We start from the raw sequence: 24279 nt of genomic DNA, 5'->3' as shown, positions 1-24279 counted from the left end.
AGAGATTATTCTTTTGTTACTACATCGCGTTCAACGTCTGCAGATGCTGTTTCTTCCGGCTCTTCATCACCTGATAATGCCAGGCCGTCAGCTTGTTTCGCATCTTCTTCGTCTTCTAAATCTCTCATTTCTATTTCTTCTTCATCACTGGAGAGGATTTTGACATCCATACCTAAGCTTTGAAGTTCTTTGATTAATACTTTGAATGATTCCGGAACACCTGGTTCAGGAACGTTGTCGCCTTTAACGATGGCTTCATATGTTTTCACACGTCCAACCACGTCATCAGACTTAACAGTCAGAATTTCTTGAAGAGTGTAAGCCGCACCGTAAGCTTCAAGTGCCCAAACCTCCATCTCACCGAAACGCTGTCCGCCAAATTGCGCTTTACCGCCAAGAGGCTGCTGCGTAACAAGTGAGTAAGGACCAGTAGAACGTGCATGAAGTTTATCGTCAACCATGTGGGCCAGTTTGATCATGTACATGATACCGACAGATACACGGTTATCAAACGGTTCACCAGTACGTCCGTCGTAAAGCACTGTTTTGGCGTCACGAGACATGCCGGCCTCTTCAAGTGTTTCCCAGACATCCTCTTCACGCGCTCCGTCAAATACAGGAGATGCGATGTGAATGCCGAGATAACGAGCGGCCATACCCATATGAAGCTCCAATACCTGCCCGATGTTCATACGAGATGGTACGCCCAGCGGGTTAAGCATGATATCAATTGGTGTGCCGTCAGGAAGGTAAGGCATATCCTCTTCAGGAAGAATCTTAGAGATAACACCTTTGTTACCGTGACGACCGGCCATTTTATCCCCTTCAGAAATCTTACGTTTCTGAACGATATATACGCGCACCAACTGGTTAACACCTGGAGGAAGTTCATCTCCTTCTTCACGGTTGAAGACTTTAACGTCGTGAATAATTCCGCCGCCGCCGTGAGGCACACGAAGAGAAGTATCACGAACCTCGCGGGCTTTTTCACCAAAGATGGCGTGAAGCAGGCGTTCTTCTGCAGTCAGTTCAGTTACGCCTTTAGGCGTTACTTTACCAACAAGAAGATCTCCGTCTTTTACTTCTGCCCCAATACGGATGATTCCGCGGTCATCAAGATTGCGAAGCGCATCTTCACCGACGTTTGGTATATCACGAGTGATTTCTTCAGGTCCAAGTTTCGTATCACGTGCTTCTGATTCATATTCTTCAATGTGGATAGATGTATAAACATCATCCTTCACAAGGCGTTCACTCATGATGATGGCATCCTCATAGTTGTAGCCATCCCATGTCATGAAGCCGACCATTACGTTACGGCCAAGTGCAAGTTCACCAAGCTCCATAGAAGGACCGTCAGCAAGGATTTCTCCTTTTACCACTTCATCGCCGACACTTACGATCGGGCGCTGGTTGTAGCACGTACCTTGGTTAGAGCGGACAAATTTCAGCAGGCTGTATTTATCCAGGTTTCCTTTAACTTTTTGACCGTCTACTTCTTCATAACGGCGAACCCAAACGTTTTTCGCTTCTACGCGTTCAACGATACCAGGGTGTTTACAAATAACAGCGGCACCAGAGTCTTTACCTGATACGTATTCCATACCAGTTCCAACGAATGGCGCTTCCGGCTGCATCAAAGGCACAGCCTGACGCTGCATGTTCGCTCCCATGAGGGCACGGTTGGAGTCATCGTTTTCTAAGAACGGGATACATGCTGTCGCAGCAGAAACAACCTGCTTAGGCGATACATCCATGTAGTCCACACGGTTTCTGGAAACAACGGTGTTCTCCCCGCGGAAACGGGCTACGATACTGTCATCAATAAATCCGCCTTCGTCATCAAGACGAGCGTTCGCTTGAGCGACAACGTAGTTATCCTCTTCATCAGCAGTTAAGTAATCGATTCTGCCCGTTACCTTCCCTGTTTCTGGGTCAACGCGGCGATACGGCGTTTCAATGAAGCCAAAACGGTTTACTTTTGCATAAGATGAAAGTGAGTTGATCAAACCGATGTTCGGGCCCTCAGGCGTTTCAATCGGACACATACGGCCATAGTGGGAGTAGTGAACGTCACGCACTTCCATTCCGGCACGCTCACGTGTCAATCCGCCCGGTCCTAATGCTGACAGACGGCGCTTGTGCGTTAATTCAGCAAGCGGGTTCGTCTGATCCATGAATTGAGAAAGCTGAGAGCTTCCAAAGAACTCTTTAATGGACGCAATAACAGGACGAATATTGATCAGCTGCTGAGGCGTAATTGTATTCGTATCTTGAATTGACATTCTCTCACGAACCACACGCTCCATACGGCTTAAACCGATACGGAATTGGTTCTGGAGAAGCTCGCCTACAGAACGTAAACGGCGGTTTCCAAGATGATCAATATCATCAGTGTCGCCTACTCCGTGCAGCAGATTGAAGAAGTAGCTGATAGAAGAAATAATATCAGCAGGTGTAATGTTTTTAATCTCTTCTTCAATGTAAGCATTGCCGATTACATTAATAACCTGTTCTCCTTCTTGATCAGTCGGAGCAAAGATTTTAATTGATTGAAGGGTTACTTCATCTTCAACAACGCCGCCATTCGGATACAGCTTTCTGAAACCGATTCCGTTTTCTAAGTATGGCAGTACTTTATCAAGTGTTCTTCTATCAAGAATCTGACCTTTTTCAGCCAGGATTTCTCCTGTTTCTGGGTCAACAAGCGTTTCAGCAAGTCTCTGATTAAAGAGGCGATTCTTAATATGAAGTTTTTTATTAATTTTATAGCGTCCTACATTGGCAAGATCGTATCGTTTCGGATCAAAGAAACGAGAATCAAGCAAGCTTTTCGCATTTTCTACTGTAGGCGGCTCTCCAGGACGGAGGCGCTCGTAAATTTCAAGCAGCGCTTTGTCGCTGTTTTCTGTGTTATCTTTATCAAGCGTATTTCGCAGGTATTCATTTTCTCCTATGAGATCAAGAATCTCTTGATCGGAGCCGAAGCCGAGAGCACGCAAAAGAACCGTAACCGGCAACTTACGTGTGCGATCAATGCGGACATAAACAACATCTTTCGCATCAGTTTCGTATTCTAACCATGCGCCACGGTTTGGAATGACAGTTGCGGTAAAACCTTTTTTACCGTTTTTGTCTACTTTACCACTGAAATATACACTTGGAGACCGAACAAGCTGGGAAACGATAACGCGTTCCGCACCGTTAATGATAAAAGTACCTGTGTCTGTCATAATAGGGAAATCTCCCATGAAGACATCTTGGTCTTTTACCTCTCCAGTTTCTTTGTTAATTAAACGAACCTTCACTCTTAGCGGAGCTGAGTAAGTCACATCACGTTCTTTTGATTCCTCTACAGGATATTTAGGCTCACCTAAACTATAATCAATGAACTCAAGAGAGAGGTTACCAGTGAAATCCTCAATTGGCGATATGTCTTGAAACATCTCTCTAAGACCCTCATCAAGAAACCACTGATAAGAAGAGGTTTGAATTTCAATGAGATTTGGTAATTCTAACACTTCGCTAATGCGAGCATAGCTTCTGCGCTGGCGGTGTCGTCCATACTGAACTAGTTGACCTGTCAACTGATTCACCCCTCAAATCATGCGTATTATATGTGTAATAAGCATTTTCTTCTTTCTAAGAAAGAAAATACTTTTACAAGACAAAAGAAAAAAGGGTTTCTAATTAAGAAAACCACATCCAAAAACAAATACCGATTTTATTAGCATTTCCATACTTGTATAATTTATACATAGATATTGACATTTCATCATATCAAGCAAAATATATACATTGGCATTTTATAATATTAACATAGCTAAAATACCGAGTCAAACTTTTTTTGCTTTTATGATATAATAGCCTTTCTTTTTTTGAACGACTGAAACTTCATCGAACAATTCCTCGAGCTTTTCAATGGCAGAAGGCGCGCCTTGCTTTTTCTGTATGACGATCCACAACTCACCTGAAGCTTTTAAGTGTTCAGCGCTTTTCTCAAAGATAGCATGGACAACTTTTTTTCCGGCTCGGATTGGGGGATTTGTAAGAATAGAAGCAAATGTTTGAGCAGAATCAACGTTCGAAAACAAATCACTCTGATAAATCTTAACGTTTGTTATTCCGTTTTGTTCCGCATTTTCATTTGATAGCTCTACGGCTCTCTCATTAACGTCAATCATGTGGATGGTCCGGTCTTTAAAGTCGCTAGCCAGTGATAAACCAATTGGGCCGTATCCGCAGCCTACATCCAGAAAGCTGCCCTCAACTTCAGGCTCTTCAAAAGAATCGATCAGCAGACGGGAGCCGAAATCAACTTCCTTTTTCGAAAAAACCCCGCTGTCGCTGGTAAACGTGAAATCTTTATTACGAAGCCGGAAAGACCAGGTTTGCCTGTTGCTTTGTACTGAAGGTTTTTCTGAATAATAATGCTCACTCATTATTAGAACCTCCTTTTTTATGGCTTAAAGAATGGCAAAGAAAAAGCCCGCCTCATAAAAGCGAGCTTCCCCTACAGGTAAGTGAAGATTACTTAACTTCTACAGAAGCGCCAACTTCTTCAAGTTTAGCTTTAAGCTCTTCAGCTTCTTCTTTAGCAATACCTTCTTTAAGTGGTTTTGGAGTGTTGTCAACAAGTTCTTTAGCTTCTTTCAAGCCAAGACCAGTGATTTCACGTACAACTTTGATAACTTTGATTTTTTGAGAACCTGCACCAGCAAGGATAAGGTCGAATTCGCTTTGCTCTTCAGCAGCGCCGCCTGCAGCAGCTCCGCCAGCTACAGCTACAGGTGCAGCAGCAGTTACGCCAAATTCTTCTTCGATTGCTTTTACTAGGTCGTTCAATTCAAGTACAGTTGCTTCTTTAACGGAAGCAATGATTTCTTCGATATTTAAAGCCATTTGTAATTCCTCCATTTTGTTTTAATTTATGAAAAACTGATTAGATTAAGCGCCTTGTTCTTCCTTTTGTTCTGCCACAGCTTTTGCAGCAAGAGCAAAGTTGCGAACTGGAGCTTGAAGTACGCTAAGCAACATAGAAAGCAAGCCTTCGCGTGATGGAAGTTCAGCAAGAGCTTTCACTTCTTCAACAGTAGAAACTTTACCTTCGATAACGCCAGCTTTGATTTCAAGAGCTTCGTGATTTTTAGCGAAGTCATTAAGAACTTTAGCCGGAGCGACAACATCTTCAGTGCTGAATGCGATCGCGTTCGGTCCAGTTAGAAAATCATTCAAACCATTAAGCTCAGCTTGTTCAACCGCACGGCGAGTCATCGTATTTTTGTAAACTTTGAACTCAACGTTAGCTTCGCGAAGCTGTTTACGAAGTTCTGTTACTTCAGAAACGTTAAGTCCGCGATAGTCAACGATGATCGTTGATTTACTTTCTTTCAGTTTAGAAGCAATTTCTTCAACAACAACTTTTTTTGTTTCAATTGCGCTGCTCATGGTTACACCTCCTGTAGATTCTTGTGTAACACTTATACCGTTAGGTGATCACGACTGAGACGACGGATTCCATATAAAAAGCCTCCATGAGACATGGAGGCTGTATATACAAGCATACGTAACGTAATAGCTGTGATAATATACACCTCGGTAGGATGATTAAGCGGTTAGGCCCCTACTGTCTACGGTATAAATGATATTCTATTTTACAACATTTTGAATCATATCAGAATGTTGATGTCATGTCAATATTATTTTACGTTGAAAGTTGAAGCGTCTACTTTAACACCAGGTCCCATAGTAGAAGTTACAGCAACGTTTTTCACGTATACGCCTTTTGCTGCAGCAGGTTTAGCTTTCAGGATTGTATCGTACATTGTTGTGAAGTTCTCAACAAGTTTTTCATCCTCGAAAGAAACTTTACCGATAGGAACATGGATGTTTCCAGCTTTATCAACACGGTATTCAACTTTACCAGCTTTGATTTCATTAACAGCTTTTTCAACTTCGAAAGTAACTGTACCAGTTTTAGGGTTTGGCATTAAACCTTTTGGTCCAAGTACACGACCGATTTTACCAACTTCACCCATCATGTCAGGTGTAGCTACGATTACATCAAAATCGAACCAGCCTTGTTGAATTTTGTTGATGTAGTCAGTATCGCCAACGAAATCTGCACCAGCAGCTTCAGCTTCTTTCGCTTTTTCGCCTTTTGCGAAAACGAGAACGCGCTGAGTTTTACCAGTTCCGTTTGGAAGAACAACTGCTCCACGGATTTGCTGGTCGTTTTTACGAGGGTCAACCCCTAGACGGAAAGCTACTTCAACTGTAGCGTCGAATTTAGCTGTGTTTGTTTTTTTAACGAGAGCTACTGCTTCAGAAACGTCGTAAGCTTTTGAACGGTCTACAAGCTTAGCAGCTTCAACGTACTTTTTACCTTTTTTAGCCATTTTAAAATTTCCTCCTTATGTGGTTATAGCGGAATAACCTCCCACGAATAAGGGTTGCGAACTTGTGAAAACTCGCAACCCGACAAGAAACAAATTAATCCTCGATTACAATACCCATACTGCGGGCAGTACCTTCAACCATGCGCATTGCCGCTTCAACGTCTGCTGCGTTTAAGTCAGGCATTTTCGTTTCAGCGATTTCGCGTACTTTATCGCGCTTAACGGTTGCCACTTTATTACGGTTTGGTTCACCAGAACCAGACTCAATTCCAGCTGCTTTTTTAAGCAATACTGCAGCAGGTGGAGTTTTTGTAATAAATGTAAATGAACGGTCTTCGTAAACCGAAATTTCAACAGGAATGATTAAACCAGCTTGGTCAGCTGTACGAGCGTTAAACTCCTTACAGAATCCCATGATGTTAACACCGGCTTGACCAAGTGCAGGTCCAACTGGTGGCGCTGGGTTAGCTTTTCCAGCAGGAATTTGCAATTTTACAACTTTTACTACTTTTTTAGCCACGAGACACACCTCCTTAAGTCCGTGATGTGGTAATAGGGTAAACCCTCCCACTCAAGGTTTCATTCTTTATATGAATGACGAAATATCAAGCTAGTTGCCTTGGATAAGTCCAAGACGTACCTTTGCTATATTATCATTTATATATAGCAATTTCAAGTTTTTTCACATTACAATTTATCGATTTGGGTAAATTCCAGCTCAACCGGGGTTTCACGGCCGAACATATTAACGAAAACTTTGACCTTGCTTTTATCATAATCAATCTCTTCAATTGATCCGGTAAAGTTCGCAAAAGGCCCGTCTATTACTTTCACTGTTTCTTTCAGTTCAAAGTCAATATCAGTTTTGCGTTCATCCATGCCCATTCTCTTCAGAATGGTTTCTGCTTCGCCAGGAAGCAGCGGCGTCGGTTTTGAACCAGAGCCGGCAGATCCTACGAATCCAGTAACGCCCGGCGTGTTGCGCACAACATACCAAGAGTCGTCTGTCATTACAATTTCAACAAGCACATAACCAGGGAATACTTTCTTTTTCACGACTTTCTTCTTGCCGTTTTTGATATCCGTTTCTTCTTCTTCAGGTACGACTACACGGAAAATTTTATCCTGCATCCCCATTGATTCAACACGTTTTTCCAAGTTGGCTTTTACTTTATTCTCATAACCAGAGTACGTGTGAACAACATACCAATTCTTTTCCATTCTCTTCAGGACTGTCCAGTCCTTCCCTCCCCGCATTTGGTTTTAGTGAATGACCATAACGCTTCAAGCAAAAAATAGGCGGCAAGCCTATGATAACTTTCATTTTAAGCCACAATAAAAAACCCGCTGAACGGGTTTTGGCAAGTGATATTATGATCTATTATAGCACGTATTGCTGATCATTATTCAACTATTAAACGAATTAATTGAGAAATTCCTGTGTCAAGGAGGGCAAAAAAGATAACAAAAAAGATAACTGTTGAAATCACCGTAATGGTATAACGCGTTAACTCTTTTCCTTTAGGCCAGCTTACCTTTTTCATTTCTTTCCCAACATCTTTAAAGAATCTCATAATACGCATGTAAAAGACCTCCACAATTTAAAAGCGCAAAAACTATTTTGTTTCAAGATGAGCTGTATGTGAATTGCAAGTACTGCAGTATTTCTTTACTTCTAATCGCTCAGCCGCTGATGCAGAGCTCTTCATTGTCGTATAATTACGGTTTCCGCATGTCTTGCATGCTAGCGTAATCTTTTTTCTCATGTCATTACACCTTTTTCTAGTTTATCTTTAGTAACATATCATAGTCAGAAAAATACTGTCAATATAGCATAAATCCCTATTACAAACTGATTTCGCGAATTTCCAAGTACTTCTCCAGCTTGCGTTTCACCCGCTGAAGGGCATTGTCGATTGATTTCACATGCCTGTTCAGTTCATCGGAAATCTCCTGGTAACTTCTTCCGTCAAGATATAAGACGAGTACTTTTCTCTCTAAATCACTTAATAGTTCGCCCATTTTCATTTCAATATCATCAAATTCTTCTTGATTGATAATCATTTCTTCAGGATTTAAGGTTTTCGCTCCTGAAATGACATCAAGCAGCGTTCGGTCCGATTCTTCATCAAAAATCGGCTTATCTAATGAGACGTAGGAATTCAAAGGAATGTGTTTCTGGCGAGTAGCTGTCTTTATTGCGGTAATAATTTGGCGGGTAATACATAATTCTGCGAAAGCTTTGAATGAGGTAAGCTTGTCCTCTTTGAAGTCACGAATAGACTTATAGAGGCCTATCATACCTTCCTGAACAATATCCTCTCTGTCCGCTCCTATTAAAAAATAGGATCTTGCTTTTGCCCGAACAAAGTTTCGGTACTTCGTAATCAAGTAATCTAACGCATCACTGTCCCCAACATGAACCTTTTCAATGACCTGCTCGTCCTCCAACTGGCAAAACTGCTCTTTGTTGAATTTTCCCTTGTTGTTCTGTAGATTCACTCCGATCCCCCCGGCGCACGTAGATAGAAATATTATACAGTATTGGGCAAAAAAGCGTCAACTTAATCTAAGTCCCCACGCCTCCACTTTTCAAACGTTTTCAAAACCTCTTCCGATAAAGCAATTTTACCCGCCGGCTTTTCGGAAGTGATTTTCCTTACTCGTCTCTCTATTCGCCTTTCAATTGCTTCTACCTCTCTCAAAAGCTCCCGGGCCGATTTCCGCAATGCCCCTTGTCCGAAAATCGCCCACTGCTCAGTGTAGTCAGAGGTCGCAACATGAATTTGAGTCGCCACATTATTCAAAGCCTGAGCAAGCTTTTCTATCCGCTCATCAGCCGTCTCATTTTCTTTTGTGAAAATCACTTCAACTCTGTGGTTGGTCTGTTTTTTCTCAAGCCCTTTAACGAGATGTGCGTCAAAAACAACAATCACCCTGTTTCCTGTATACGATTGATATTCCGCCATTTTCTGAATCAGTACGTCTCGCGCCTCTTCAAAACTGTTCGCTTTTAAATCCTTCAGCTGCGGCCAGGCTCCAATCATGTTGTATCCGTCTACTAACAGGATATCCATGGGTCTTTATTCTCCCAAAGGGTTTCGTTTCCGGTAGACTTCATACATCAATAGACCAGCCGCGACAGATGCATTCAGTGAAGTTACCTTCCCGGCCATCGGGAGTTTAATGAGAAAATCACATTTTTCTTTAACGAGACGGCCCATCCCTTTTCCTTCACTTCCAATGACTAAAGCCAAAGGCATATTGCCGTCCATATTGCGGTAATCTTCACGCGCGGATGCATCCGTTCCGACAACCCAGATTCCCCGCTCTTTCATCTCTTCTAACGTCCGTGCTAAATTAGTGACTCTTGCTACAGGAATGTGCTCAATTGCCCCTGTTGAAGCTTTTGCCACTGTTGTTGTCAGCCCGACAGCTCTCCGTTTTGGAATCACGATGCCATGGGCGCCGACCGCATCAGCTGTTCTCATAATGGAGCCAAGATTATGAGGGTCTTCAAGCTCGTCCAGAATGAGGATGAAAGGCTGTTCATTTCTTTCTTCGGCTGCTTTATATAAATCATCCAGCTCCGCATATTCATACGCTGCAACCTGTGCCACTACGCCTTGATGCTGCCCTGTCACCATTTGGTCGAGTTTTTTTCTCGGGACATATTGAATTGTAATTCCCTGCTTTTTCGCAAGTTCAATCACCTGCTGTGCTTGCCCCTTTACGGTGTTTTCCGCCATCCACAGCTTATACAGCTTACGATCTGACTTTAACGTCTCGATCACTGCATTTTTCCCTATGACGTAATCATGTTGCTGACTCATTAGTTTTCCTCCCTGACGTCCCGAATTGTATGGCTTCGGCAACGAGCTGACTAAGTCTTTCCTCTTTTTTCTCTAGAAAAAGGTAGCCCAGCAGCGCTTCAAATGCTGTACTATAGCGGTACGTCTGAACATCTGTATTTTTAGGTGTTGTTCCCGACTTGGCATTTCTGCCTCTTTTCAGCACCGCTTCCTCTTCTACCGTAAAAAATGATTGATCCTGCAGAAAGAAAAGGATCTCAGCCTGTGACTTTGCCGAAACGATCCGGCTAGATTTCTTATGAAGATCATTTGGTTTGGTAAAACCCTGCTTAAGCAGGTGATGCCTGACATACACTTCAAAAATGGCATCACCTATATAAGCAAGTGCAAGACCGTTAAGCTGCTTTGAATCTTTTATCGTCTCAAAATCAAGCATTCGTTATTCTCCCCGTTTCCAGCGAGTGCCTTGAGCCGTATCTTCAAGAATGATATTCATGCTTTTCAGCTGGTCGCGGATCTGATCTGACAATGCAAAATCGCGATTCCGGCGCGCTTCATTTCTTTTTTCGATTAAGTCTTCAATCTCTTGATCGAGCAGCTCCTGCTCACCCAATGAAAACCCGAGGACAGAAACAATGCGGTCAAACATTTCAATAAACGCCTTAATCACATGATCAGCCGTATGATCTTTCTGAAGATAGTAATTGGCATGCTTCGCTAAGTCGAACAAGACAGAAATGGCATTCGCCGTATTAAAATCATCGTCCATCGCTTCTTCGAATGCTTTGCGGTGCTCTTCGACCTTCTCCAGCCATTGATCGTCATCTTCCGTTAAATTCGTACTGCTGTTCAGACGGTGCTGAAGGTTGCTGTACGCCGTTTTTAAACGGTTAAACGCGCTTTTTGTATTCTCCAGAAGTTCTTCAGAATAGTTAATCGGATGACGATAATGAACCGAAAGCATAAAGAATCTCAAAAGCTGCGGATCATGCTGTTTAATGATGTCATGCACAAGCACAAAGTTGCCTAGTGATTTTGACATTTTTTCGTTATCAATATTGATATAGCCATTATGGAGCCAGTATTTCGCAAACGTTTTGCCTGTCAGCGCCTCAGATTGTGCAATTTCGTTTTCATGGTGCGGGAAGGTTAAATCCTGTCCGCCCGCATGGATATCAATCTGGTCACCCAGATACTTTTTCACCATCGCTGAGCATTCAATGTGCCAGCCCGGACGTCCTTTTCCCCAAGGGCTATCCCAAGAGATTTCTCCTTCTTTCGCCGCTTTCCACAGCGCGAAATCAAGAGCATCTTCTTTTTTCTCGCCGACCCGGATGCGTGCACCTGATCTCAGTTCATCAATTGATTGCTGAGAAAGCTTTCCGTATCCTTCAAATGCTCTTGTTTTGAAATAAACGTCGCCTTCTGATTCATAAGCGTAACCCTTTTTCACGAGCTGATCTACGAATTCGATAATCGCATCCATGTTTTCCATCACTCGCGGATGAAGATCGGCTTTTCGGCAGCCGAGCGCACCTACATCTTCAAAGTATGCTTTAATAAAACGCTCTGAAATGGTAGGTACATCCTCACCAAGTTCATTTGCCGCTTTAATTAATTTATCGTCTACATCAGTAAAGTTAGAGACGTATTGCACATCATAGCCTTTATACTCCAGATAGTTTCGAATCGTATCGTAAACGATAGCCGGACGTGCGTTCCCAATGTGAATGTAATTGTAAACCGTCGGTCCGCACACGTACATTTTTACTTTCCCCTCTTCAAGAGGAACAAACGTTTCCTTCTGTCTAGTCAATGTATTATAAAGTGTGATTGTCATTTTTGATTGATCCTTTCTTTTCTGTCTTCAAGTTCTGCCTTCAGCTCTAAAATCTGCTGTTCCAAAGACTTAAAGCGATCAGCAACCGGATCGGGCAAATCCTGGTGGTTTAAATCGCGTCTTACTTTTTTCCCATTTTGTACAACGACCCGTCCAGGGATGCCGACAACTGTTGAAAAATCAGGAACATCGTGCAGCACTACTGATCCAGCGCCAATCTTTGAGCCCTCACCGACAGTAATTGAACCGAGCACTTTAGCACCTGTGGCTATCAATGCGTCATCTTTAATGGTTGGGTGCCTTTTTCCCTTTTCTTTCCCCGTTCCCCCGAGGGTAACCCCCTGAAAAACGGTTACGTTATTGCCGATTTCACATGTCTCCCCAATGACAACCCCCATACCATGGTCTATGAAAAATCTTCTCCCGATTGTAGCGCCGGGGTGTATTTCTATTCCGGTAAAAAATCGGCTTACCTGAGATATAAGGCGTGCAAGGAAATAAAATTTTCGTTTATATAAAGCATGTGCAATCCGATGCGCCCATATAGCATGTAAACCGGAATAAGTTAAAATCACTTCAAAATAGCTTCTTGCTGCAGGATCTTGATCGAACACAGTATCAATGTCTTCTTTGAGCATTCTAAAAAACACATGCTTCCCCCCATTTCTCTATCTGATTTCCTCTTCACCCAATAAAAAAAGCGCCTCTGCATGAAAACATGACAGAGACGCTTTAACCGCGCGGTTCCACTCTGTTTGAAAAGCAGACTTCTGCTCTCCCAACTTCAGCCTGTAACGGCGGCGGCCGCCTTTGAATACTGATTTTGAAAAAACGTTCTTCAAAGGTCTTAAGGGCGCACTTCTAAAACCCGGCTCATGGATCTCTCTCAGCCAATGAAGATCCTTTCTGTAATGGCCTTAAGCTTTATACTCTTCCCTGTCAACAATCATCTATTTAGATGTTTTTTAAACGCTGAATTGCAGTCTCTTTACCGATCAATTCAATTGATTGCGGCAGTTCCGGACCGTGAGTTTGCCCTGTTACAGCGACACGGATCGGCATAAACAGTTTTTTCCCTTTATGGCCAGTTTCTTTCTGCACTGCTTTGATTGCTGCTTTGATGTTATCCGGAGTGAACTCCTCAAGCTCTTCAAGCTTTGCAGCGAATGCGCTGAGCACTTCAGGAACCTGTTCTTCTTCCAGAACAGCTTTCGCCTCTTGATTATACTCGATCTCATCCGTAAAGAACAAATCAGTCAACTCAACAATTTCCGCACCGTAGCTTAATTGCTCATGATACAGGGAAATCAGTTTACGAACCCATTCTTGTTCTTCAGCAGAAAGCTCAGTGCCTACTTTGCCGGCTTTTTGCAAATGCGGCAGAGTAAGTTCAACAACCTGATCAAGATCCAGCTTCTTCACGTATTGGTTGTTAACCCATTTTAGCTTATGCATATCAAACAAAGCTGGTGATTTAGATAAACGGTTTACATCAAAAATGTCAATAAACTGTTCTTTAGTGAAAAGCTCTTCTTCTCCAACCGGTGACCAGCCAAGCAGGCCGATAAAGTTGAACAGCGCTTCTGGCAAGTAGCCAAGCTCTTTATACTGCTCAATGAATTGAATAATGGACTCATCGCGTTTGCTGAGCTTTTTACGGCTTTCATTTACGATCAGCGTCATGTGTCCGAACTGAGGAATATCCCATCCGAATGCTTGATAAATCATAATCTGTTTCGGTGTGTTAGAAATATGATCCTCACCGCGCAGCACGTGTGTCATTTTCATTAAGTAGTCATCAATAGCTACCGCGAAGTTGTAAGTCGGCGTTCCGTCCTTTTTCACAATAACAAAGTCGCCAATGCCATCTGATTCGAAAGAAATTTCACCTTTTACGATATCGTTAAAGGCAATCACTTTTCCTTCCGGCACGCGGAAACGAATACTTGGTTTTCTGCCTTCAGCAATAAACTTCTCCTGTTCTTCCTGAGTCAGATTTCTGTGTTTTCCGGAATAACGCGGCATTTCTCCGCGGGCAATCTGTTCTTCACGCTCTTTTTCAAGCTCTTCTTCCGTACAGTAACATTTATAAGCAAGCCCTTTTTCAAGAAGCTCTTCATAGTACACTTTGTAGATATCATTACGCTCTGACTGACGGTATGGGCCGTACTCACCGCCGACATCCACACTCTCATCCCAGTCGATACCAAGCCACTTCAGATAATTCAGCTGGCTTTGTTCTCCGCCCTCAATGTTGCGCTTTTTATCAGTGTCCTCAACACGAATAATGAACTTACCGCCTTGATTGCGGGCAAATAAATAATTAAAAAGCGCCGTTCTGGCATTTCCAATATGCAAATGTCCGGTTGGACTCGGTGCATAACGGACGCGTACTTCGTTTCCCATTTTCAAATACTTCCTTTCATGTCATGTATGGCCTCATGCAAAAATGTATGAATCTATTCTACCACCAAATAGACCCGGCATCAAAACAAGTTAGCCTTTTTGTATCAGCACTGTCGCCTGAGCCGCTATTCCTTCCGCTCGGCCTGTAAATCCAAGCTTTTCTGTCGTTGTTGCTTTTACATTCACTTGAGAAACCTCTGCCTCAAGCCCTTCAGCAATTCTTTTTCTCATATCTTCTATATACGGCAGCATCTTCGGCTTCTGCGCAATGATGGTGCAGTCAATGTTTCCAAGGACATATCCCTTCTGTTTCACAATCCCCCAGACATGCTGAAGTAATTTGAAAGAGTCAGCGTCCTTGAACTCAGGATCCGTATCAGGAAAATGCTTGCCGATGTCGCCTTCTCCCACAGCTCCGAGGCAGGCGTCAGCGACGGTATGCAGCAATACGTCCGCATCAGAATGGCCGAGCAGCCCTTTTTCATAAGGGATTTCAATTCCGCCAATAATCAAAGGACGGCCCTCCACTAATTGATGCACATCAAATCCTTGTCCAATTCTAAACATGTTTATTCCCACTTTCTGATTCCATGATAGCTTCAGCTGACGTCAAATCGTCTGGTGTCGTCAGCTTAATATTTGTATAGCTGCCTTCTACAACACGGACCGAACCGCCTTCCATCTGTTCAACGAGACTGGCGTCATCCGTCCCTAAAAATCCCTTGTGCTCGGCCTCAGCATGTGCCTTCATCAATAAAGAAAGACGAAAAGCTTGTGGCGTTTGGACAGCCCACAAGCTTGAACGTTCAATCGTCTCACTGACTTGGAGATCTTGAACGCGTTTAATCGTATCTTTTACCGGGACAGCGAGGATAGCCGCTCCTGTCTGTTCCGCTTCAGCGATTAGTTCGTCAATTTGTTTATGCTTTATAAAAGGCCGGGCGCCGTCGTGAACAAGGACTATCTTTTCTTGTTTCACGGCTTTCAGCCCCTTATACACACTGTGCTGGCGTTCATCTCCGCCTGCCACAAGCTCAATAGCGGTTTGAAACGGATAGTCGGTGAGCAATTGCTGAAAGTGCTCCCGCTCGCGCTCGTTAATCACCAAAATGATTTTTTCACACGGCCGGTGGCTGTCAAACACTCTTAACGTGTGAATGATCACCGGATCTCCTTTCAGCTCAATGAACAGTTTATTTCTCCCTGCTTTCATCCGTTTTCCCTGTCCGGCTGCAGGAATGACCACATCATAACTCATTGTTTTTTCTCCCTTTACAGCGCCTTCTCCAACAGCTTAGGCTTAGCAAAAATCATTCGTCCCGCTGCTGTCTGCAGCACACTTGTAACGAGTACATCAATATGCTTGCCGATATAATTGCGTCCTTCTTCAACGACAATCATCGTACCGTCATCCAAGTAGGCAACTCCCTGATTATGCTCTTTCCCGTCCTTAATGACCTGAACATTCATTTCCTCGCCAGGAAGCACAACAGGCTTAACTGCATTGGCAAGGTCATTAATGTTTAATACTGCTACCTTCTGAAGCTCGCATACTTTATTTAAATTAAAATCATTTGTCACGACGACCCCGGAAGTCAGCTTAGCGAGTTTGACGAGCTTGCTGTCAACCTCCTGTATATCTTCAAAGTCGCCTTCGTAAATCTCAACTTCAATGTCTAATTCCTTTTGAATGCGATTCAGGATATCAAGGCCGCGGCGTCCTCTGTTTCGTTTTAAAACATCTGAAGAGTCAGCAATATGCTGCAATTCCTCAAGGACAAACTGCGGAATCACGATAACTCCTTCTAAAAAACCAGTCTGACAAATATCTGCTATTCTTCCATCAATAATAACACTTGTGTCCAAAATTTTCAGCTTCTTGTCCTGAACCTCGTGTTCTTCATCGGCTGTTCCTTTTTTCTTTTGCATTCTGGAGGAAATAGAGAACAGGTTGATCAGTTCATCCTTTTTCTTAAAGCCCACCTGGAAGCCGAGATAACCGAGGAAGAATGCTAAAAATACAGGGATAATTGTACTGAATATGCGGTAAGGTATATTGTCTAAAGGAATAACATTTACGATAAGATAAGCGATTATAAGTCCAAAAACTAGGCCAAGACTTCCAAATAACAAATCTGGAACCGGCGCTTTTAACAATGAATCCTCTATCCACTTCACCCAGTTCACAACGTAATCTGTACCCCATATACTGATGAGAAAAAAGATAATTGCACCTATTGCCGCAGACGTATATGCGTTTGTTATTAAAGGTATGTCCTGTAAACTTAACAGTACAAACAATTCAGGTATTAAAAATATACCAACAACGCCGCCAAAGATAATGAAGAACGCCTGAACTATTCGTTTTAACATACCCCCCACCTCCTTTTTTAACATTTTATTTCACAAGGTTTTATGCATCCTACGAATATCAGAATAAACAAAAACCATCATTAATATACCCGTATTCATAAGGTTTTAACCGAAATCACAGCTGTCTGTCTAAATAATGCTTCTCTTGCAGGCGTTTTAGTCCTTTTTTGATCTTTTGGGCTCGTACTTCACCGATTCCCTCTACTTCATCTAATTCTTCTGCACTCGCCTCAATAATCCTTGGAAGGACTCCGAATGCTTCTACAACATTTTCAACAATCGGCAGCGGAAGACGCGGTATTTTATTTAACAGCCTGTATCCTCTAGGCAATACATAATCATCAAGATTTGTAGAAGCTGGATAACCGAGCAGCTTATAAACAATGGAATCATCAAGCAGATCATAACTGGACATGTCCTGCAGCTCTTTCAAGAGAACAAATGGATCTTTGATTTTTTCTTTCACATAATCCTTAATAAATAATGCGGCCTCTTCTTCCATATCCGTAATCAATTCAATGACTTGCAGTTTGATCAGATGGCCTTCTGTCCCCAGTTCTTTGATATACATGTTGATTTCGTTTTTGATTCGCAGCACCATTTCATAACGGTGCATGACAGACAAGACATCGCTGAAGGTGACAAGCTCCTCAAACTCTAATGCATTCAGTGCGTTAATTGTTTTGTCGAGGATTGTTTTATATTTTTCAAGTGTTTGAATGGCTTGGTTCGCTTTGGTTAAAATAAAGCCTATATCTTTTAGTGTATACTTCATGTTTTCCTGATATAACGTTATAACATTTCTTCTTTCTGAAATAGCGATCACGAGACAGCCAGTTTGCTTAGCTACTCTTTCGGCAGTGCGGTGCCGCATTCCTGTTTCTGACGAAGAAATTGTGGCATCCGGCATCAGTTGTGTATTGGCGTAGAGGATTTTTTGGCCTGAATCACTTAAAATGATCGCCCCATCCATTTTAGCCAGCTCATATAAATGGGCCGGAGAAAAAGCCGTGTTGATGTGAAAGCCGCCGTCGACCACTTCTTTTACTTTATCGTTATATCCAACAACAATCAGACCGCCTGTATTTGCTCTCAAGACGTTTTCCATTCCCGCTCTGAGCGGTGTACCCGGAGCAACAAACTGCAATATAGATGACAGGTCTAACTCGTGTTTCGCCCCTTTTTTCTCTTTTTCCATCTATTATCCTCCTAATGAAGTACGAAGCGCCTCTGCAACATTTGCTACTCCGATAACCTCAATCCCTTTTGGTTTTGTCCATCCATCCAGATTTGCTGCGGGTATGATCATGCGTTTAAAACCAAGCTTAGCCGCTTCTTTTACACGCTGTTCAATTCTTGAAACCCGCCGGACCTCTCCGGTTAATCCCACTTCTCCTATAAAACAATCTGCAGGATTTGGAGGTGTATCTCTAAAGCTTGACGCGATACTGATCGCGATAGCAAGGTCAATTGCCGGTTCATCAAGCTTAACGCCGCCGGCCACTTTCAAATAAGCATCCTGATTTTGCAGCAGCAGCCCGACTCTTTTTTCTAATACAGCCATTAACAGTGAAACCCTGTTATGGTCTATTCCCGTTGCCATACGCCGCGGATTGCCAAAGCTTGTTGGCGAGATGAGCGCCTGGATTTCAACGAGAATCGGTCTTGTGCCTTCCATAGAAGCTGTTATGCTCGAGCCTGCAGAACCCGCAGAGCGTTCTTCCAAGAAAATTTCTGAAGGATTCATAACCTCTGTGAGCCCCTCTTCCCGCATTTCGAAAATGCCCATTTCGTTTGTTGATCCGAAACGGTTTTTTACAGCCCGCAAAATACGGAACGTATGATGACGTTCACCTTCAAAATATAAAACAGTGTCAACCATATGCTCCAACAGTCTCGGACCTGCAATAGACCCTTCTTTCGTCACGTGCCCTACGATAAAAATCGGAATGCCTTTTGTTTTTGCAATTTTCATCAGCTCAGCCGTACATTCTCTGACCTGTGACACACTGCCCGGAGCTGATGTGATATCGCTTTGGTAAACCGTTTGAATAGAGTCAACAACAACAAATGATGGATTCATCTCTTGTATAGCAGACGAAATATACTCCATATCGGTTTCAGATAAAACGTGCAGCGACGCATTATTTATGCCGAGACGGTCTGCTCTCAGTTTCGTTTGTTTGACTGATTCTTCTCCCGAAATATACAGTACACTATTCGATGAATCTGATAATTGAGCGGAAACCTGCAGTAATAACGTTGACTTTCCGATACCGGGATCGCCGCCGATTAAAACGAGGGACCCTTTAACAACGCCCCCGCCGAGCACTCTGTTAAATTCGCCAAGCTGGGTTTTTACTCGGGGTTCTTCTGATGTTTCGATTGATGTAATAGGTGAAGGTTTCTGTACAGTTTGAACAGAATGAGAAAAAGCCGCTCTCCGATTGGCCGGTGCTTTTTTAATCATTTCTTCCACCATGGTATTCCAAGCACCGCAGCCCGGACATTTCCCCATCCATTTTGGAGACTCGTAACCGCAGGATTGGCAGATGAATTTCGATTTTGTTTTAGCCATATATAGTGTAAGACCTCTCCCTTGTTCTATTTCTTGATATGAAAGTGAGGCATACACTTACATGCTGTATGCCTCATTTCCGTCTTCTATATTAATTCGTTTTGGCAGTCGTTTTTACGACAAATTCGCCATCTTCTACATCGAGAACAATATGCTGTCCTTTATGAATATTTCCTCTAAGGAGTTCTTCAGATAAACGATCCTCGACATGTTTTTGGATCGCTCTTCTTAACGGACGGGCACCGTATTCCAAGTCTACGCCCTCTTCCGCGACTTTCGCTTTTGCAGCATCTGTCAATTCGATAGAAAGATCCTGTTCTTTCAGGCGTTTCGTTAATTGATCAGACATTAATGACACGATTTCAGTGAGATGTTTTTTCTCAAGTGAATGGAAGACGATGATTTCATCGATACGGTTGATGAACTCCGGTCTGAATGCACGTTTCAGCTCACCCATCACTTTATCTTTCATGTCTTTATGATTTTGCGTCTCATCCTGAACGTTAAAGCCGACATATTTATTGCGTTTCAGCTCACTTGCTCCGACGTTTGACGTCATGATCAGAATGGTATTGCGGAAATCGACTGTACGCCCTTTAGAATCAGTCAATCGTCCGTCTTCAAGAACTTGCAATAAAATATTGAATACGTCAGGGTGCGCTTTCTCAATCTCATCAAGAAGCACAACAGAGTAAGGTTTTCTTCTGACTTTCTCTGTTAATTGGCCGCCTTCGTCGTATCCCACATATCCCGGAGGTGAACCGACAAGTCTTGAAGTAGAGTGTTTTTCCATGTATTCAGACATATCAATTCTAATCATGGATTCTTCATCGCCGAAAATAGATTCAGCAAGTGCGCGCGCAAGCTCTGTTTTGCCTACGCCTGTAGGGCCTAAAAAAATGAATGAGCCGATTGGGCGTTTAGGGTCTTTTAACCCTGCTCTTGCACGTCTGACTGCTTTTGCAACAGCTACAACTGCCTCATCCTGGCCGATAACACGGGAGTGAAGAATGCTTTCCATATTGAGAAGCTTATCTGTTTCAGTTTGAGCGATTTTCGATACAGGCACCCCAGTCCAGCTGGAGACAACCATCGCAATATCATCAACAGTAACCTCTGAGTTTTCCTGCCCTTGCTTCTCTTTCCATGATTTCTTCGTATCCTCTACTTGCTCGCGCAGACGCTGCTCAGTATCACGCAGGGAAGCAGCTTTTTCAAACTCCTGGCTTTGTACTGCCGCGTCCTTCTCTTTGCGAACCTCATCAAGCTTCTGTTCAAGCTCTTTTAAATTAGGAGGCGTTGTAAAGGAGCGAAGTCTCACCTTTGAGCCCGCTTCATCGATCAAGTCAATGGCTTTGTCCGGAAGGAAGCGATCAGAAATATATCTGTCAGAAAGCTTAACCGCAGCTTCAATGGCATCATCAGTAATTGAAACGCGGTGATGAGCTTCGTATCTGTCACGCAGACCTTTTAAAATTTGAATACTTTCATCTACAGATGGCTGATCAACCTGGATCGGCTGAAAACGCCGTTCCAACGCAGCATCTTTTTCAATATATTTACGGTACTCGTCAAGAGTTGTCGCTCCGATACATTGAAGTTCGCCGCGAGCAAGTGAAGGTTTTAAAATGTTAGATGCATCAATTGCACCTTCTGCTCCGCCCGCTCCAATCAATGTATGAAGCTCATCAATGAAGAGTATGATGTTTCCTGCCTGGCGAATTTCATCCATGACCTTCTTCAGGCGGTCCTCAAATTCCCCGCGATATTTTGTGCCGGCAACTACTGTTCCCATGTCTAACGTCATCACGCGTTTATCGCGCAAGATTTCCGGAACTTCATTATTAATAATTTGCTGTGCCAAACCCTCTGCGATAGCTGTTTTACCTACACCTGGTTCACCAATGAGAACAGGATTGTTTTTCGTTCTGCGGCTTAGCACTTCGATTACACGCTGGATTTCCTTGCTTCTGCCGATAACAGGATCAAGACTGTCTTCCTTCGCAATAGCAGTTAAGTCTCTTGCCAAGCTGTCAAGCGTAGGCGTATTCGCATTGCTGTTTGTTCCTGCCGCTGATGAACCTGTTTCATTGCTTCCAAGAAGCTGGAGCACTTGCTGTCTTGCCTTATTTAAGCTGACACCGAGGTTATTCAGAACTCTTGCAGCAACGCCTTCACCCTCGCGAATCAGGCCAAGAAGAATATGTTCTGTTCCTACATAAGAATGACCGAGTTTTCTTGCCTCATCCATTGAAAGCTCAATGACTTTTTTAGCTCTTGGAGTATAATGAATCGTTTGAGACATTTCCTGTCCGCGGCCGATTAAACTTTCAACTTCTTTTTGAATTTTATCTGAACCAAGCCCAAGCGCTTGAAGAGCTTTAGCAGCAATTCCTTCTCCTTCTCGTACCAGTCCTAATAAAATATGCTCAGTGCCAATGTTATTATGACCGAGACGAAGTGCTTCTTCCTGTGCAAGCGCCAATACTTTTTGAGCTCGTTCTGTAAATCTTCCAAACATCATATCGATTCATCCTCCTGTCTTTTCCCGTTCATTTCTAAGTGAAGCCGTTCTCTGATGAGAGCCGCTCTTCGAATGTCCCTTTCATTCGGACGCAAAGCGCCTCCCGAGTACTGCTGTAAAAATCCTGGCTGTGTCAAAATCATTAGTTCGTTAAGTATATTGCTTGAAAGTCCTTTAATAATTCCTAGATCTATGCCTAACCGGACATCTGAAAGGCACTTTGCAGTTTCTTTCGATTCTATCATCCGGCAATTGGACAAGACCCCATAAGACCGATACACCTTATCCTCAAGCTCAATCTTAGAGGTTTGATAAAGCGCTTCTCGGGCAGATCGTTCTTGTTCAATCAGCTGGGCAGCAACACTGTTAAGGTCATCCACAATATCCTGCTCTGACTTGCCAAGCGTGATCTGATTTGAAATTTGAAAGATATTCCCTACTGCTTCGCTGCCTTCCCCATAAATTCCTCTAACAACTAAGCCTAATTGATTAATTGCCGGTATAATTCGATTTATTTGCCTAGTTAAAACCAGTGCCGGCAGATGCATCATGACTGAAGCCCTTAGACCCGTACCTACATTTGTAGGACAACTGGTTAAGTATCCTCTTTGCTCATTGAATGCATAATCAACTTTTTCTTCAATCCAGTCATCGACCTGATTTGCGGCCTTCATTGCCTCTAAGAGCTGAAACCCAGGAAAAAGACATTGAATTCTAATATGATCCTCCTCATTTAACATGACGCTTACTTCCTCATTTTCAGAAAGCAAACAGCCGCCGAAAGGAGACTCTGTCAGATTCGGACTGATGAGATGCTTTTCAACAAGTACACGCTTTTCTAAAGGCTGTGCATCATTCATTCTAATCAAAACAAATTTGCCGATTCCGGGAATTTCTTGTTCAGAAAACTGATCTTCAAATTGTTGTATGATGGATGAGGCTTCTTCATTGGAATACCGCGTAGGAAATCTTATATGTTCAAAGTTCCTAGCTAAACGTATGCGGCTGCTGAGTACAATGTCACTTTCAGGTCCTTTCTGCTTCATCCAACTGCTTAGTGCGTCCTGAATAAAATGCTTGAGCGACATTACTCCTGTTCCTCCTCACTATCTGTACTTTTGAGTGATTGTTCTAATGAACGGATTTGATCTCTCACATGAGCTGCGGTTTCAAATTCTTCTTGATGGATTAAGGATTCTAATTCTCTTTTCAGCATTTCAATCTGCCGTCTGACATGGAGATTACCGCCTATACGTTTTGGTATTTTTCCAGCATGCACAGTGTTTCCGCTGTGCACTTTGCGTAAGATAGGTGTAATGTTGGTCTGAAATGTTTTATAACATTCAGAACATCCAAAACGGCCGATTTTCCTAAATTGCTGAAAGGTCATTCCGCATTTCGGACACGCAGATATTTGCTCCGAGTGACTGAACATTTGAGTTCCTGCTTTTTGGAATGAAGAATCCATGTTCAGCAAACCCGAAAGTAAATTATGAATAGAGAAACCTTGATTTGCACTTATACCATATGAATCACTATTTTCTTTGGCACATTGTTCACAAATATGAACTTCTATTTTTTCTCCGTTAACAACCTTTGTAAAGTGAAAAGTGGCTGGTCTCTCGTGGCACTCTTGACAAATCAATCTTTTCACCCGCTTATTTTAATTTTAAAGAAGTCAGCATAGCCTTCATCATTCTCGCTCTTAATTCATCACGTTCAGGCAAGTCAATGTGTAATACAGAGCGGTCCATCACGCTGACCATCATTTTTGCTTCTCTTTCTGAAATCACCTTGTCTTCTAATAGCCTTAAAATAATGTCGTCAGAGGCTGCTTGAGATAAATGGGTATTAATTTGAGAAATAATATTATTGATCAGGACAACTTCATTGTTCATTTTAATTTTAATGATTCTGATGTAACCGCCGCCCCCGCGTTTACTTTCAACAATATATCCTCTCTCGCTTGTAAATCTGGTGTTGATGACATAATTTATTTGGGAAGGAACGCATTGAAATTTATCTGCAATTTCACTTCGTTTAATTTCTAAAATTTCCTTACCGTTTTGATCTAACACTTGTTTTAAATATTGTTCAATGATGTCAGAAATATTATGTCCCACTCAACCCCCTCCTTTACTGACTTTGACTATATTTGACTTTAATCTTACTATAAGGCGTTTCTCGAGAATTTTCAACTTTCTCGCTCTATCCTTTATTATTTCCATTTTCCCGGCCCATAAAACCTGATTGCCGATTTAAAATTGAGTGTAAAGTTATTATATTATACAATTAAATGAAGTTTTATGATACCAATAAACCAGAATACAAAAAACCCAGCTCAATGA

The 24279-nt window shown here is 42.6% G+C and carries 25 protein-coding genes and 2 other annotated features; all 25 genes read right to left on the bottom strand.

Features of this window, described 5'->3' with window-relative positions; genetic code table 11:
- Positions 1–5 precede the first annotated feature (5 nt).
- Complete coding sequence (gene rpoB, locus MOC09_RS15110; protein ID WP_268371016.1) at positions 6–3587, bottom strand: DNA-directed RNA polymerase subunit beta; 3582 nt, start codon at positions 3585–3587, stop codon at positions 6–8.
- 249 nt (positions 3588–3836) lie between these two features.
- Positions 3837–4442, bottom strand: a complete 606-nt coding sequence (locus tag MOC09_RS15105; protein WP_268371014.1) for a class I SAM-dependent methyltransferase — start codon at positions 4440–4442, stop codon at positions 3837–3839.
- An 88-nt stretch (positions 4443–4530) separates the two neighbouring features.
- Positions 4531–4902 carry a 50S ribosomal protein L7/L12 gene (gene rplL / locus MOC09_RS15100; protein WP_003156436.1) on the bottom strand — a complete coding sequence of 124 codons (372 nt, stop codon included), beginning with the start codon at positions 4900–4902 and terminating at the stop codon, positions 4531–4533.
- Positions 4903–4947: 45 nt separating this feature from the next.
- A complete protein-coding gene (gene rplJ / locus MOC09_RS15095) occupies positions 4948–5448 on the bottom strand; it encodes a 50S ribosomal protein L10 (protein WP_014662526.1) in 501 nt (166 codons plus the stop codon).
- Positions 5449–5513: 65 nt separating this feature from the next.
- Positions 5514–5654 (bottom strand) — a sequence feature (ribosomal protein L10 leader region).
- A 45-nt stretch (positions 5655–5699) separates the two neighbouring features.
- Positions 5700–6398, bottom strand: a complete 699-nt coding sequence (gene rplA / locus MOC09_RS15090; protein WP_268362031.1) for a 50S ribosomal protein L1 — start codon at positions 6396–6398, stop codon at positions 5700–5702.
- Between the two features lie 94 nt (positions 6399–6492).
- Positions 6493–6918: a 50S ribosomal protein L11 gene (gene rplK / locus MOC09_RS15085; protein ID WP_003156430.1), complete on the bottom strand. Its 426-nt coding sequence runs from the start codon at positions 6916–6918 to the stop codon at positions 6493–6495.
- Positions 6919–7085: 167 nt separating this feature from the next.
- Positions 7086–7619: a transcription termination/antitermination protein NusG gene (gene nusG / locus MOC09_RS15080; RefSeq protein WP_003225764.1), complete on the bottom strand. Its 534-nt coding sequence runs from the start codon at positions 7617–7619 to the stop codon at positions 7086–7088.
- Between the two features lie 182 nt (positions 7620–7801).
- Entirely contained in the window at positions 7802–7981 is a 180-nt protein-coding gene (gene secE / locus MOC09_RS15075; protein WP_003242024.1) for a preprotein translocase subunit SecE, read from the bottom strand.
- A gap of 33 nt (positions 7982–8014) precedes the next feature.
- Positions 8015–8164, bottom strand: coding sequence for a 50S ribosomal protein L33 (gene rpmG / locus MOC09_RS15070; protein ID WP_003156421.1), 150 nt, complete (start codon positions 8162–8164; stop codon positions 8015–8017).
- 79 nt (positions 8165–8243) lie between these two features.
- Positions 8244–8900 (bottom strand): RNA polymerase sporulation sigma factor SigH, encoded by a 657-nt coding sequence (gene sigH, locus MOC09_RS15065; RefSeq protein WP_003225758.1) that lies wholly within the window; start codon positions 8898–8900, stop codon positions 8244–8246.
- A gap of 62 nt (positions 8901–8962) precedes the next feature.
- The gene (rae1, locus tag MOC09_RS15060; protein ID WP_268362022.1) at positions 8963–9475 is read right to left on the bottom strand and encodes a ribosome-dependent mRNA decay endonuclease Rae1/YacP; all 513 of its coding nucleotides are present in this window, start codon (positions 9473–9475) and stop codon (positions 8963–8965) included.
- Between the two features lie 6 nt (positions 9476–9481).
- Positions 9482–10231 carry a 23S rRNA (guanosine(2251)-2'-O)-methyltransferase RlmB gene (rlmB, locus tag MOC09_RS15055; protein WP_268362019.1) on the bottom strand — a complete coding sequence of 250 codons (750 nt, stop codon included), beginning with the start codon at positions 10229–10231 and terminating at the stop codon, positions 9482–9484.
- Positions 10215–10646: a mini-ribonuclease 3 gene (locus MOC09_RS15050; RefSeq protein ID WP_268371013.1), complete on the bottom strand. Its 432-nt coding sequence runs from the start codon at positions 10644–10646 to the stop codon at positions 10215–10217. The genes rlmB and MOC09_RS15050 overlap by 17 nt, the downstream gene beginning before the upstream one ends.
- Before the next feature lie 3 nt (positions 10647–10649).
- Complete coding sequence (gene cysS, locus MOC09_RS15045; RefSeq protein ID WP_268362016.1) at positions 10650–12050, bottom strand: cysteine--tRNA ligase; 1401 nt, start codon at positions 12048–12050, stop codon at positions 10650–10652.
- Entirely contained in the window at positions 12047–12700 is a 654-nt protein-coding gene (gene cysE / locus MOC09_RS15040; RefSeq protein WP_003225749.1) for a serine O-acetyltransferase, read from the bottom strand. Before cysE ends, cysS begins: the two co-directional genes overlap by 4 nt.
- 70 nt (positions 12701–12770) lie before the next feature.
- Positions 12771–13002, bottom strand: a binding site (T-box leader).
- Positions 13003–13004: 2 nt separating this feature from the next.
- Positions 13005–14456, bottom strand: coding sequence for a glutamate--tRNA ligase (gene gltX / locus MOC09_RS15035; protein WP_268362014.1), 1452 nt, complete (start codon positions 14454–14456; stop codon positions 13005–13007).
- A gap of 90 nt (positions 14457–14546) precedes the next feature.
- Positions 14547–15023: a 2-C-methyl-D-erythritol 2,4-cyclodiphosphate synthase gene (gene ispF / locus MOC09_RS15030; RefSeq protein ID WP_014475594.1), complete on the bottom strand. Its 477-nt coding sequence runs from the start codon at positions 15021–15023 to the stop codon at positions 14547–14549.
- On the bottom strand, positions 15016–15714 hold the full coding sequence (gene ispD / locus MOC09_RS15025; protein WP_268362011.1) for a 2-C-methyl-D-erythritol 4-phosphate cytidylyltransferase: 699 nt from the start codon (positions 15712–15714) through the stop codon (positions 15016–15018). Before ispD ends, ispF begins: the two co-directional genes overlap by 8 nt.
- A 14-nt stretch (positions 15715–15728) precedes the next feature.
- Positions 15729–16829, bottom strand: a complete 1101-nt coding sequence (locus MOC09_RS15020) for a PIN/TRAM domain-containing protein (protein WP_268362010.1) — start codon at positions 16827–16829, stop codon at positions 15729–15731.
- 115 nt (positions 16830–16944) lie between these two features.
- Complete coding sequence (disA, locus tag MOC09_RS15015) at positions 16945–18027, bottom strand: DNA integrity scanning diadenylate cyclase DisA (protein WP_268371011.1); 1083 nt, start codon at positions 18025–18027, stop codon at positions 16945–16947.
- Positions 18028–18030: 3 nt separating this feature from the next.
- A complete protein-coding gene (gene radA / locus MOC09_RS15010; protein ID WP_268371009.1) occupies positions 18031–19407 on the bottom strand; it encodes a DNA repair protein RadA in 1377 nt (458 codons plus the stop codon).
- A gap of 91 nt (positions 19408–19498) precedes the next feature.
- Positions 19499–21931, bottom strand: a complete 2433-nt coding sequence (clpC, locus tag MOC09_RS15005) for an ATP-dependent protease ATP-binding subunit ClpC (RefSeq protein ID WP_268362008.1) — start codon at positions 21929–21931, stop codon at positions 19499–19501.
- On the bottom strand, positions 21928–23019 hold the full coding sequence (locus tag MOC09_RS15000; protein ID WP_061188087.1) for a protein arginine kinase: 1092 nt from the start codon (positions 23017–23019) through the stop codon (positions 21928–21930). Before MOC09_RS15000 ends, clpC begins: the two co-directional genes overlap by 4 nt.
- Positions 23019–23576, bottom strand: a complete 558-nt coding sequence (mcsA, locus tag MOC09_RS14995; RefSeq protein ID WP_268371007.1) for a protein-arginine kinase activator protein McsA — start codon at positions 23574–23576, stop codon at positions 23019–23021. The genes MOC09_RS15000 and mcsA overlap by 1 nt, the downstream gene beginning before the upstream one ends.
- Positions 23577–23589: 13 nt before the next feature.
- Entirely contained in the window at positions 23590–24054 is a 465-nt protein-coding gene (gene ctsR, locus MOC09_RS14990; protein WP_014475590.1) for a transcriptional regulator CtsR, read from the bottom strand.
- Between the last annotated feature and the right edge of the window lie 225 nt (positions 24055–24279).

Source organism: Bacillus sp. N12A5 (assembly GCF_026790125.1).
In the GTDB taxonomy this organism is placed as follows: Bacteria; Bacillota; Bacilli; order Bacillales; family Bacillaceae; genus Bacillus.
Note: the sequence above shows the minus strand (reverse complement) of the source record. Positions and strands in the feature narration are given on the sequence as shown.

Bases quoted from the DNA above. Each gene is read 5' to 3' on its own strand.
- MOC09_RS15105 (WP_268371014.1), bottom strand. From the start codon at position 4,442: ATGAGTGAGCATTATTATTCAGAAAAACCTTCAGTACAAAGCAACAGG.
- rplL (WP_003156436.1), bottom strand. From the start codon at position 4,902: ATGGCTTTAAATATCGAAGAAATCATTGCTTCCGTTAAAGAAGCAACT.
- rplJ (WP_014662526.1), bottom strand. From the start codon at position 5,448: ATGAGCAGCGCAATTGAAACAAAAAAAGTTGTTGTTGAAGAAATTGCT.
- rplA (WP_268362031.1), bottom strand. From the start codon at position 6,398: ATGGCTAAAAAAGGTAAAAAGTACGTTGAAGCTGCTAAGCTTGTAGAC.
- nusG (WP_003225764.1), bottom strand. From the start codon at position 7,619: ATGGAAAAGAATTGGTATGTTGTTCACACGTACTCTGGTTATGAGAAT.
- secE (WP_003242024.1), bottom strand. From the start codon at position 7,981: ATGCGTATTATGAGATTCTTTAAAGATGTTGGGAAAGAAATGAAAAAG.
- rpmG (WP_003156421.1), bottom strand. From the start codon at position 8,164: ATGAGAAAAAAGATTACGCTAGCATGCAAGACATGCGGAAACCGTAAT.
- rae1 (WP_268362022.1), bottom strand. From the start codon at position 9,475: ATGGATATCCTGTTAGTAGACGGATACAACATGATTGGAGCCTGGCCG.
- rlmB (WP_268362019.1), bottom strand. From the start codon at position 10,231: ATGAGTCAGCAACATGATTACGTCATAGGGAAAAATGCAGTGATCGAG.
- MOC09_RS15050 (WP_268371013.1), bottom strand. From the start codon at position 10,646: ATGCTTGATTTTGAGACGATAAAAGATTCAAAGCAGCTTAACGGTCTT.
- cysS (WP_268362016.1), bottom strand. From the start codon at position 12,050: ATGACAATCACACTTTATAATACATTGACTAGACAGAAGGAAACGTTT.
- gltX (WP_268362014.1), bottom strand. From the start codon at position 14,456: ATGGGAAACGAAGTACGCGTCCGTTATGCACCGAGTCCAACCGGACAT.
- ispF (WP_014475594.1), bottom strand. From the start codon at position 15,023: ATGTTTAGAATTGGACAAGGATTTGATGTGCATCAATTAGTGGAGGGC.
- ispD (WP_268362011.1), bottom strand. From the start codon at position 15,714: ATGAGTTATGATGTGGTCATTCCTGCAGCCGGACAGGGAAAACGGATG.
- MOC09_RS15020 (WP_268362010.1), bottom strand. From the start codon at position 16,829: ATGTTAAAACGAATAGTTCAGGCGTTCTTCATTATCTTTGGCGGCGTT.
- disA (WP_268371011.1), bottom strand. From the start codon at position 18,027: ATGGAAAAAGAGAAAAAAGGGGCGAAACACGAGTTAGACCTGTCATCT.
- radA (WP_268371009.1), bottom strand. From the start codon at position 19,407: ATGGCTAAAACAAAATCGAAATTCATCTGCCAATCCTGCGGTTACGAG.
- clpC (WP_268362008.1), bottom strand. From the start codon at position 21,931: ATGATGTTTGGAAGATTTACAGAACGAGCTCAAAAAGTATTGGCGCTT.
- MOC09_RS15000 (WP_061188087.1), bottom strand. From the start codon at position 23,019: ATGTCGCTCAAGCATTTTATTCAGGACGCACTAAGCAGTTGGATGAAG.